At 39.5% G+C, this 9,988-nt stretch carries 10 protein-coding genes and 1 pseudogene; 5 read left to right on the forward strand and 6 right to left on the reverse strand.

All coding sequences use genetic code 11. From position 1 onward, the window contains the following. Position 1 precedes the first annotated feature (1 nt). The 4 genes from pdhA to Q0X89_RS05545 form a co-directional block, all read right to left on the reverse strand. Positions 2-991: a pyruvate dehydrogenase (acetyl-transferring) E1 component subunit alpha gene (pdhA, locus tag Q0X89_RS05530; RefSeq protein WP_297691952.1), complete on the reverse strand. Its 990-nt coding sequence runs from the start codon at positions 989-991 to the stop codon at positions 2-4. 1 nt (position 992) lies between these two features. Beyond that, positions 993-2,726 carry an acetate--CoA ligase gene (acsA, locus tag Q0X89_RS05535; RefSeq protein ID WP_297691954.1) on the reverse strand — a complete coding sequence of 578 codons (1,734 nt, stop codon included), beginning with the start codon at positions 2,724-2,726 and terminating at the stop codon, positions 993-995. A 109-nt stretch (positions 2,727-2,835) separates the two neighbouring features. Continuing rightward, positions 2,836-3,999, reverse strand: coding sequence for a CapA family protein (locus Q0X89_RS05540; RefSeq protein ID WP_297691956.1), 1,164 nt, complete (start codon positions 3,997-3,999; stop codon positions 2,836-2,838). 69 nt (positions 4,000-4,068) lie between these two features. After that, a complete protein-coding gene (locus Q0X89_RS05545; protein ID WP_297691958.1) occupies positions 4,069-4,551 on the reverse strand; it encodes a c-type cytochrome in 483 nt (160 codons plus the stop codon). A 62-nt stretch (positions 4,552-4,613) separates the two neighbouring features. Here Q0X89_RS05545 and Q0X89_RS05550 point away from each other — a divergent pair, with 62 nt between their 5' ends. The 5 genes from Q0X89_RS05550 to Q0X89_RS05570 all read left to right on the forward strand — a co-directional run bounded on the left by Q0X89_RS05550 (position 4,614) and on the right by Q0X89_RS05570 (position 7,993). Beyond that, positions 4,614-4,757 (forward strand): hypothetical protein, encoded by a 144-nt coding sequence (locus Q0X89_RS05550; RefSeq protein WP_297691960.1) that lies wholly within the window; start codon positions 4,614-4,616, stop codon positions 4,755-4,757. 37 nt (positions 4,758-4,794) lie between these two features. Then, positions 4,795-5,190 (forward strand): SRPBCC domain-containing protein, encoded by a 396-nt coding sequence (locus Q0X89_RS05555; protein WP_297691961.1) that lies wholly within the window; start codon positions 4,795-4,797, stop codon positions 5,188-5,190. 136 nt (positions 5,191-5,326) lie between these two features. Then, the gene (locus Q0X89_RS05560; protein ID WP_297691963.1) at positions 5,327-5,839 is read left to right on the forward strand and encodes an AAA family ATPase; all 513 of its coding nucleotides are present in this window, start codon (positions 5,327-5,329) and stop codon (positions 5,837-5,839) included. Next, positions 5,817-6,836: a hypothetical protein gene (locus Q0X89_RS05565; protein WP_297691964.1), complete on the forward strand. Its 1,020-nt coding sequence runs from the start codon at positions 5,817-5,819 to the stop codon at positions 6,834-6,836. Before Q0X89_RS05560 ends, Q0X89_RS05565 begins: the two co-directional genes overlap by 23 nt. Before the next feature lie 368 nt (positions 6,837-7,204). Then, the gene (locus Q0X89_RS05570; RefSeq protein WP_297691966.1) at positions 7,205-7,993 is read left to right on the forward strand and encodes a DUF6090 family protein; all 789 of its coding nucleotides are present in this window, start codon (positions 7,205-7,207) and stop codon (positions 7,991-7,993) included. Positions 7,994-8,543: 550 nt separating this feature from the next. Here Q0X89_RS05570 and Q0X89_RS05575 read toward each other — a convergent pair. Both Q0X89_RS05575 and Q0X89_RS05580 read right to left on the reverse strand, forming a co-directional pair. Next, a complete protein-coding gene (locus tag Q0X89_RS05575) occupies positions 8,544-9,587 on the reverse strand; it encodes a hypothetical protein (protein WP_297691968.1) in 1,044 nt (347 codons plus the stop codon). A 149-nt stretch (positions 9,588-9,736) separates the two neighbouring features. Then, positions 9,737-9,988, reverse strand: a pseudogene (locus tag Q0X89_RS05580) (recombinase family protein); the annotation flags it as partial.

Raw genomic sequence — 9,988 nt, forward strand, 5'->3', positions numbered from 1 at the left:
ACTATGGGCTATAAACATATTTTTTCAAATCTTCAACAGGTTCAAAAGTTCCCGCTTCAGCAAAATCAACGGCTTTTTGTACTTCTTTGCTGACCTTGTCCTCAATTGTATCAATATCATCCCCGGAGATTAGTTCGTTTTGTAATAATTGATCGCTAAATGTTAGAATAGGATCGCGTTTTTTCCATTCATCAACTTCCTTTTTTTCACGATACAGTTGGGCATCAAACATGGAGTGTGCTCTGAAACGATAGGTGTTGCATACCAGAAAATATGGTTTTCCGGTAGATTTGATATATGCTGTAGCCTTCTCAACTGCCTTCTTCACTTCCAGCAGATCCATTCCATTGGTCTTTGCTGACTCTACCCCGTAAGCCGCTCCTTTTTTTTCCAAATCCTGAACAGAATGTGAAAAACGGAGCGCGGTTCCCATGCCGTAAAGGTTGTTTTCACAGAGAAAAAGAACAGGAACTTCCCATAAGGCAGCAAGGTTCATAGATTCATGGAATTCTCCTTCTGCAATTGCTCCCTCACCAAAAAAACAGCAGGTAATATTGTTCAGGCCTTGTTTTTTGGATGCAAGTGCCATACCCACTGCCATGGGTAAATGGCCTCCAACAATGGCATTTCCTCCATAAAATCTTTTGGAAGCATCAAATAAATGCATGGAGCCTCCGCGTCCCATGCTACACCCCTCTTGTTTGCCATACATCTCGGCCATGATACTTCCCGGATCAAGGCCCCTTGCCAGTGCATGGCCATGCTCACGGTAGGTACTCAGTATGTTATCATCTTCTTTTAATGAATGCATGGCACCAACGGCTACTGCCTCTTCTCCAATATAGAGATGCAGAAAACCACGAATTTTTTCTTTGGTGTACAATTCAGCAGACTTCTCCTCAAACCTTCTGATCAGGATCATCTGGTGCAGAAGCTTAAGACCAAGTTCCCTGCTGATTGTCGCATTTGTTTTTATTCCTTCTTTTTCCATGTTATTCCAATGTTGATTTGTCTCCTTCGGGTAATCCCAATTCTCTCGCTTTTAATAATCGCCTCAGGATTTTACCACTTTTTGTTTTGGGTAAACTGTCTGTAAATGTTATTTCTTTAGGAGCTACCGCCGGTCCCAATTTTTTACGGGTAAACCCTTTGATATCCAGTTTCGTTTTATCATTCCCTTCATACCCGGGTTTCAAAACGACAAACGCTTTAACCAGTTCCCCTATGAGAGGATATGGTTTCCCTATGATAGCTGCTTCTGACACTGCGGGGTGCTCCATCAATGTACTTTCCACTTCAAATGGACCTACCATATGGCCGGACGTTTTGATAATGTCGTCGGCCCTGCCTACAAACCAGAAATAGCCATCCTCATCTTTCTTTGCCAGATCACCGGTAACATACCATTCTCCTTTAAAACATTTATTATAGCGTTCCTCCTCATCAAGATATGCCCTGAACATTGACGGCCATCCTATTTTTAGCAAAAGATGTCCTTGTTGCATAGGTTTTGTTAAGAGCTGTACTTCGTCCTCAACAATATTTCCAATTGCAGCCTCGATCCCTGGCAATGGTTTGCCCATAGAACCAGGCCGTACTTCCATAGAACTATAGTTAGAAATCATAATGCCTCCGGTCTCCGTTTGCCACCAGTTATCGCAAATAGGCATTCCAAAAGTCTTTTTGCCCCAAATCACTTCTTCTGCCTGCAATGGTTCCCCAACACTATGTATTAGCCGCAGGTTAGACAGATCATACTTTTCCAGTGGCTTAAAATCGAGGCGCATTAACCTGCGAATAGCCGTTGGAGCAGTATACCAAACATTGACATGGTGTTCTTCAAGTATTGAATACCAGCGCGCTGCATCGAACTCTTCTTCGTCAATAATATTGGTAACCCCATTGACCAGAGGGGCAATGATCCCATAAGAAGTTCCGGTTACCCATCCAGGATCGGCTGTACACCAGAATATATCACCGGGCTGGAGGTCGAGTACATATTTTCCTGTAACATAATGTGTAAGGATCGCTTGATGAACATGTAAAGCACCTTTTGGCATCCCGGTGGTACCACTTGTAAAATGCAATAAAGCAGGATCTTCCGGCTGTGTATTGCTAATTAGGTATTCATCAGGAGCTTCATCCATTAACATGGATAGGGACAAGACCTTATTGTCTATATGTTGTTCTGCATCTGTCAATAAAATATGCCTAAGCAACGGAAGTCGAGGCATCAATTGTTTTATTTTTTTCTGATATAGTTTTGTTGTAGTAATTAAAACTTTTGCCTTCCCTTTGCTTAAGCGCTGAAAAGCAGGTTCTGGTCCAAAAACTGAAAACAGGGGACAAAAAACTGCGCCGGTTTTTAGTGTTCCCAATGCGGCAACGTACAAGGAAGGGATTCTTCCTGCAAGAGAAAAAATGCTATCGTTCTTTTTTATAGCCAGCTTTTCCAGAACATTTGCAAATCGCGAGGTCTGAATTTTTAAATCGGCATAAGTGAAGTCTACAAAAGATCGATCCTTCCGAATCCATCTTAGTGCAGCCGTATTGGCAAGATCGCTATTGGCGTGCCTGTCCACTGCTTCATACGCTATGTTGAGACCGCCACCTGGTAGTCTATCCAAATTTTTAAATTCATCCGTCCATTTAAACTCACTACATAAAGATTCGTAATCTGGCATATTTGGCGTTTTCTTCCGTGGTATGTATAAAGTGTCTTTCATGATAAGTGGAATCAAATCTATTATTCAGGTATCCAATATAGGTTGCAATTATTGGTTTTGTAATGATCTTGATCATTGAACACGCTTATTTTCGGACTTAACAACAAAATCAATTCCAAACCAGGTTCAAAGTATGCTCATTAACCCATTCCGCTTTGGTGCCAAACTTTTTCCCTTCCCTGTTCAAGACATTCTTTATCCAGTTACAATCCTTTTTATTGGGTTTATTTATTTGTAATTTCCTGATTTGTGTGGGGACCATCATCAGCGAGTCAAAATCTCCTTTTGTGCAATCCCACTTAACAAAATACATCAGGCCCAGATCACTGCGGTAAGATTCATGGCCACTGATTCCCTCATAGTCATTTAGAAAATCACCACAGCCATATATGATCGGCTTGTTTTTATATACTTCCAATCCTTTGAAATGGTGTGAAGAATGGCCATGGATAATATCGACCCCTGCATGGTCAATCAGGTTATGCGCAAATGCCCTATGTGCCTCCTGAATTTTATAACCCCAATTACCGCCCCAATGGATAGAAGCCACAACTAAGTCTCCTGCTCGTTTATATTGTGTGATTTCCTTTTCAATCCATTTAATAGTCTCCATAGACAAATTAGTAAGTACGTTCAGCCCCGGACGATGCTCAGTCGCTTTCCAATTGTGCGGTATCCCGCTTGAAGATAAGCCGAAAGAAAAGACCAGGATCCTGCCCTTTCCCTCAACAGTTAAAATACAAGGTGCTTTGGCCGCGCGGTCATTCCTGCCCGCGCCGGAATATTTTATCTCTGCCTTTTCGAGTGTCTCCAGGGTTTCCAAAAGCCCTTTTTGGCCCCAGTCCAATACATGGTTGTTTGCTAAAACACAGCAATCTATATTGGCAATGTCCAGGCAAGTAATATTTTTGGGATGCATACGATAATTTATGCCTTTGTTGAGGTAATCCTGACTCTTGGTTATACTGGTTTCAAGATTAATTATCCTTGCATCGGCTTCTTTCATGGATCCTATGGCATAGCCCCAGATGTAGGCAAAATCTACAGGTTGTTCAGTAGGTCCGTTTACTTTTTCGGCAAGTTTTACATAGTCCTTTGCATTTTTCAGATAGGATTCGTAAATCACCGGATCATTGGGATGGGGCAATATCTGGTCTATGCCCCGCCCGGTCATTACATCACCACAAAGAAATAGGGTAAGTGATTGATCCATCTTAAAAATTGCCTGTAAGGATAAAAGTAGACTTGCAGAAAGAACCACAAAATGGTTCATATCATGGGATATGAAAGCTTGTGAAGCACTTACTACTTAAATCGCCGTTTCGGTACGGTTAGTTATTCTTCAATAATGATAAGGATAGTAATCCGATGTTGGTATCCCTACTACTTCATATTCTGATTGAAGAAAAGCAACTAAATCCACGAGCTCCTGCACAGTCATAACTTCATTGTAATTCTTCATCTTTGAAAGACCTTCTTCGGTAGCTTCTGCAGAGGTTTTTTGTTTGTAGCGCGGTGCGATTTTGTGCGAAGGATTTATAACTGAAGTGACCAGGTCTCCATAGGATTTCTGAAGAGCTACTTCGCCGCCAAGCTGTATATTTAGATTATCACTTCCTCCCTTCCAATCAATCTCTGAAATACTATGGCATTCATTGCAGGCCAACCTCTGATAGGTCGCTTTTCCTTCTGCAATGTCGCCTTCAGGTAATGCAAATCCGCGCGCTTGCTCATTGCAACTACTTATAAGTAAGCCCCCGCATAACAAGATGAACATCAGTAAATAATTCGACAGCTTGTACAAAGTTTTATTTTTACCAGACATAAGTTGTTGTTTTAAATTAAGGATTTGATTCTCCACCACAACAATGGATAAAAACAAATGTAATGACTAAGAAAAATGAAGAAAATGACCTGCGTCATCCGGATTTACCCTTAATTCCCTGGAAAATTTCAAAAATATCTGAATCTGTAAAAGTATTTAGGATTAATTATCTTACAGTTGAGATTCTACCGATAAGCAACAATTAGTAAGACATGGAATATTTAGAAACTAATCACTTTTAAAATGAAGGAATCACTGGAGATACAGCACAACTTTAACGTAAAACCATCTGTCATTTATGATGCATGGTTAGATAGTACACAACATTCCAAAATGACAGGAGGACTAGCAAAATGCAGCAACGAGATTGGAGGCAATTTTACCGCATGGGACGGATATATTGAAGGCAAAAATATTGACCTAAAGCCAAATAAGGAAATCATTCAACGCTGGAGAACATCAGAATTTGATAAAAACGATGAGGATTCTAAACTAATAATCCGATTTAAAGAAATAGAAAACGGAACAGAACTTACCTTAATACATAACAATATCCCTGAAGGTCAAACGCAATACAAAAAAGGCTGGATTGACCATTATTTTAAACCCATGAAAAATTATTTCGATAAATTAAAATAGTATCAACAAATCAATTGCCCTTAGTGAACTACGTTGACCTATAAATGTATTAGCTACGAGCAATATAGCTTATGATATTAATCATCAAACTTCTGAAATCAGCGGTTTAACTTCGTATCCTAAAATAGTAAAAAGGATGATTGTATTTGTTTTTGGTCTGCCAGGCACGGGCAAGAGTTTTTTTGCTTCAAGACTCGCTAAAATGATAGATGCCAACTATCTGAATAGCGATATGTTAAGGAAGGGGCTATTTGCAGAAAGAACATATTCCAGTCATGAGAAAAAAGTGGTTTATGATACCATGCTCGACAAGACGAAAGAAGCAATAGCCACGGGTCAAAATCTGGTACTCGATGCTACATTCCATAAAAAGGAAACCAGAGATACTTTTATGAAGCAATTATCAGATCAGGACGAGGTTTTTTACATTGGATTATATTCGGTTGAAAGTACGATCAAAGAGCGACTAAAGAAAAGCAGGCCTTATAGTGAAGCCGATTTTGAAGTGTATAAACTAATCCAGCAACAATGGGAACCGTTTAATGAGCGCCATTTGTTGTTGGAATCGACAAATAATAACATTGAAGAAATGTTGCTAAAAGCTACGGAATACCTGGGTTGGAAGAATGACACAAAAACAGATAAATAGTTTACTCTTAGAAGGAGAATTTCCCGAAGTTTCAGCAGAACGGGAATTGATTGAAACCCACATATCATGGGTGTTTATTTGTCACCGATTCGTTTACAAAATCAAAAAACCCATTAAATATTCATTTCTTGATTTTTCTACCCTTGAAAAGCGCAAAAAATATTGCAAAAGGGAAATTGAATTGAACAAACGGCTTACCAATGATATTTACCTGGATGTAGTTCCTATACATAAATTGAATGATCATTATAAAATAGGAGGTAAAGCAGGAACGGTAATCGAATATGCCGTAAGGATGTTTAAAATGGATAGGACCAAACAAATGGACCAGCTTTTGGTTCAAAATAAAGTAACGAAATCCGACATTCGAAACCTGGCCAAAAAAATTGCCCTCTTTCATGAGAATACTACTATAATCGATCAACAAGACGTGCTGGATATTCAGGAAAAATTCAACGATTTGGAAGCGGAGAAGGAATATCTGTCGGCACAACCAAATGGCGACAAATATGAAACGATAATTGCAAATGCCATAAAAACCTCAAACGCTTTTTTAGAGAAAAACGAGGAGTTGATGGCAGACAGACTCCAGGCTGGTTTCTTCAGGGATTGCCATGGAGATCTTCATTCCAGGAATATTTTTTTACTGCCATCGCCTCAGCCTTTCGATTGTATTGAATTCAATGATGATTACAGGCAAATTGATGTTTTAAACGAAGTTGCCTTCCTCTGTATGGATCTCGATTCATTTGGAAAAAAAGATTTATCTGATCTATTTATAGAATATTACAATCAATTTTTCCCCTCAATGAAATTGTCAAAAGAGCGCCATCTTTTTGTTTTTTACAAGGCCTATCGCGCTAATGTACGTGCCAAGGTAAATAGTTTGCGGGCAAAGAGTGCTGTGAATGAAAATGCAAGAACAAAAGCATTGTTTGAAGTAGAAAAGTACCTTCGGTTGATGGAAGGCTATTTGAAAACTCTTAATTTAGGATAGGTAGGTTTTAAAAAGCCTATAACATGTCTTGTGAAGGGCTTTCCTGTTAACGGTCCGGACAGGATTGTTTTCTCTCCACTTTCGTTAAAACTTCTGTGAATCAAAAGCGGCCTGGGAGTGGTCCTAGCGGTAAAGCGAGTACTTTTGGTTTCAAAGAATACAGTAAATCCTTTTCCTTTATTCGCTGTTCTGAGTAAACTCAAATGCACCTGAATGAAAAAGCCCCTCACTTTGATGCAGGGTTCTGCTTCTCTGCGTTCTGGACCAAACTTGAAAATGCCAATTAAATATCTACTATTCTACTACTGACATTTATCATAGTAATTTTAAGCTCAGGCACTTACCTTTAAAGAGTAACTTCTATCCAAATGCTTTACTTCTTCCGCAGAATCCGCCGAGACCTTTTAGCAAACAGTAAATTCTTTAGGTATCTGAAATATGGTGTTGGGGAGATTATTCTGGTGGTGATCGGTATCCTGATTGCCATTCAGGTGGATAAATGGAATGAACAGCGGAAGGAGGAAGACATGTACCGGAACTATTTAGTTCGGCTTAAAACGGATTATGAAGAAAAGTTAAATATGTTAGAGGAAGTAGAAACATCGGGCCAAGAATTAGTTTCTATGACCAGGTACCTGACTGACTTTCTGAATGGCAAGTTAAATTCTTTAGACACACTCAGACTGGCGATTTCGCTGGAAAAGCCCTCTGGCATGAATAAATATTATCTGTCTATACCGACATATTCAGAACTTTCTTCTACCGGCCGGTTAGATATGATCGCAAACGACTCTATAAAGTACAGCCTAAACGGGTGGCAGGAGTATGCAAAATTTCGTAACGGACTGCAAGAAGAAGTCACTCCCTGGATTGCAAAATATAGGGACTTAACAAGAAACATTCTAGTTACGGAGGACAAAATATTAATTAACAATTCATGGTGGAGACCATATCCAGATCATCCGATCTGGGATAGTGTTAATTTGGAAACAAGCGGACATAAAATCATTAAGGAATTATCCGAGAAACCTGATATTTTAGGACTTCTCAATGACATACTGTTATTCAGAACCGTGGAACAAACTCTATTGAAGGGTGAAAAACAGCAGTGTATGGGAATTATTAAACTTATAGAAAGTGAATTAATTCGATTGTAAATATAATGCTCCGCTTCTTCCGCCAAATACGTCAAAGACTCCTCCCGATAGCTCCCGATAGCTCCCGATAACTCCCGATAGCTATCGGGACGGGACGGGATTGCTTTCTCTCCACTTTCGTTAAAACTCCAGTGGATCAAAATCGGCCTAAGGGTGGACCCGAGGATAAGCGTGCCCGAGCCCTCCTATAGGCTTCGCAAACAGTGGTTCTTCTCCAATTCTTCGTGCTTGAAAGCAAGCTTTCGTAATGTGAAATAAAAAAGCCCCTCACTTTCGTGAAGGGCTCTGCTTCTCTGCGGTCTGGACGGGACTCGAACTTTTCTTGAAAATGCCCTGTTTACAAGACCTGCCAAGGGGTCGTTTTTTAGGCTCACCGCAAGGCTCACCTTTTAACATAGGTTTAACATTCGAAGGAATTTCATATACCAACCATCAGCAGTAATGAATGAAAATCATCGTTTTTTTGAACTTTCTAGATAAACACTCTATCATCTTACCAAGAAAATAATGATGTAAATTAATTGTTGGTTTGGATGAAAACCTGTATAGTCTAGTTACGAGATTTTTCCATTAGGTTAGTATACACTTTCTTCATCACTTCTGTTTTACCTTTGTCGTCAGCTACTGCAGAAGTTGTGAACATCATCACTCCGCTAGATTCACCTGCCAGTCCACCCTTCAGAACAATTTCAAATTCCTCATTGGAAATGACCCCTGGGTTGTTATATGCTTGAACGATAGGCCATAATTTTGGATAAGAATCCTTTTTGATATTTAGTCGATTGCTGAACCATTGAATATTCTCTTTTACCCAGTCGGGCTCTCTTCCCATTCTCCCATGGTATACCATAGGGGAAAATACATCAATGGTTTCTTTTAATAGATTATAGTCGAGTCCCAGTATACGACGTCTTGCACTATTGAATTCTTGATCATCCCATGGACAATGATAGAGTCCAAGGAGCGCATTTGGTCTGATTTCCTTAATAATGCTTTTTATTTCATAGGTCCAATCATAAATCACCTTACATCGCCAATTACGCCATGATTCATCATGGTGATTGAGTATCCATAGTGACTTCTCTGAGGTAATACCTTCCGGGATTTCGATTCGGGATTCTTTTGAAAAACCATCAAGACAATTATCACAAAAACAGGTTTCGGGCAAGATAGGTTCAGGCTCTTCAAACTGGGCATGCCAATGTACATAGTCCATCCAAACACCATCCAGGTCATACTCCAAAAGTAGATCCCGCAACTGGCCAAAACGATACTGACGGAAACCGGGTTCGGTAGTACAAACCCCCATAAACCATGACGCAGCTTTCACTTTTTCACCTTTTTCATTGATTGCCCAGGCTTCAGGGTGCGTTTCTACATAATTTATACCGTTCAAGGTCGCAAATTCAGCATATACCATTACCTCCTCAGATCTAGCCCTGTTGACCATATCATGGTTGATCGATCCACTATGGACAAAAATAGCATTGACCCCAAGCTTATTAAGATTGAATCCTTTATCCCACAAAGGCTTGGGGTTACCATAAACACCCCTGATTTCAATGGTTTCAGTAGATTTTTGCTTGCAGGACATAAATATTAATGGCCATAGAGCAACACATAGTAAAATGTATCGAGAACAAAACTTAATATTTGAATTCATATTGGTAATTAGGAAGTCCAAAATGTTTAATAAAATGGTCATATTTTCTTGCGTGTGTATTTAGTTTAATAATTGTATTTTTAAACTAAATGATTTCTATATGGCCTTAACTTTCCATTAAGTCCTCTATGTCTTAAATATTTATAATATGTTGCTCTAGATATTACGAGAGACTCACAAATTTCGCTAACCGTCAATTTCCCATCTCTAAAATACTCCTCACAAAGTACAGCTTTTTGTTGATTTTTCTTACTAATGCCTTTGGGTGCTCCTAAAATTTTGCCACGTCTTCTTGCCGATTCAAGACCGGCCTTGGTACGTTCAATAATAAT

Origin of the sequence: uncultured Eudoraea sp. (genome assembly GCF_947258525.1) — a bacterium.
GTDB lineage: Bacteria > Bacteroidota > Bacteroidia > Flavobacteriales > Flavobacteriaceae > Eudoraea.

What these genes read in the sequence shown, in the direction of transcription:
- pdhA (WP_297691952.1), bottom strand. Translation starts at nt 991, where the DNA reads ATGGAAAAAGAAGGAATAAAAACAAATGCGACAATCAGCAGGGAACTT.
- acsA (WP_297691954.1), bottom strand. Translation starts at nt 2,726, where the DNA reads ATGAAAGACACTTTATACATACCACGGAAGAAAACGCCAAATATGCCA.
- Q0X89_RS05540 (WP_297691956.1), bottom strand. Translation starts at nt 3,999, where the DNA reads ATGAACCATTTTGTGGTTCTTTCTGCAAGTCTACTTTTATCCTTACAG.
- Q0X89_RS05545 (WP_297691958.1), bottom strand. Translation starts at nt 4,551, where the DNA reads ATGTCTGGTAAAAATAAAACTTTGTACAAGCTGTCGAATTATTTACTG.
- Q0X89_RS05550 (WP_297691960.1), top strand. Translation starts at nt 4,614, where the DNA reads ATGACTAAGAAAAATGAAGAAAATGACCTGCGTCATCCGGATTTACCC.
- Q0X89_RS05555 (WP_297691961.1), top strand. Translation starts at nt 4,795, where the DNA reads ATGAAGGAATCACTGGAGATACAGCACAACTTTAACGTAAAACCATCT.
- Q0X89_RS05560 (WP_297691963.1), top strand. Translation starts at nt 5,327, where the DNA reads ATGATTGTATTTGTTTTTGGTCTGCCAGGCACGGGCAAGAGTTTTTTT.
- Q0X89_RS05565 (WP_297691964.1), top strand. Translation starts at nt 5,817, where the DNA reads ATGACACAAAAACAGATAAATAGTTTACTCTTAGAAGGAGAATTTCCC.
- Q0X89_RS05570 (WP_297691966.1), top strand. Translation starts at nt 7,205, where the DNA reads ATGCTTTACTTCTTCCGCAGAATCCGCCGAGACCTTTTAGCAAACAGT.
- Q0X89_RS05575 (WP_297691968.1), bottom strand. Translation starts at nt 9,587, where the DNA reads ATGTCCTGCAAGCAAAAATCTACTGAAACCATTGAAATCAGGGGTGTT.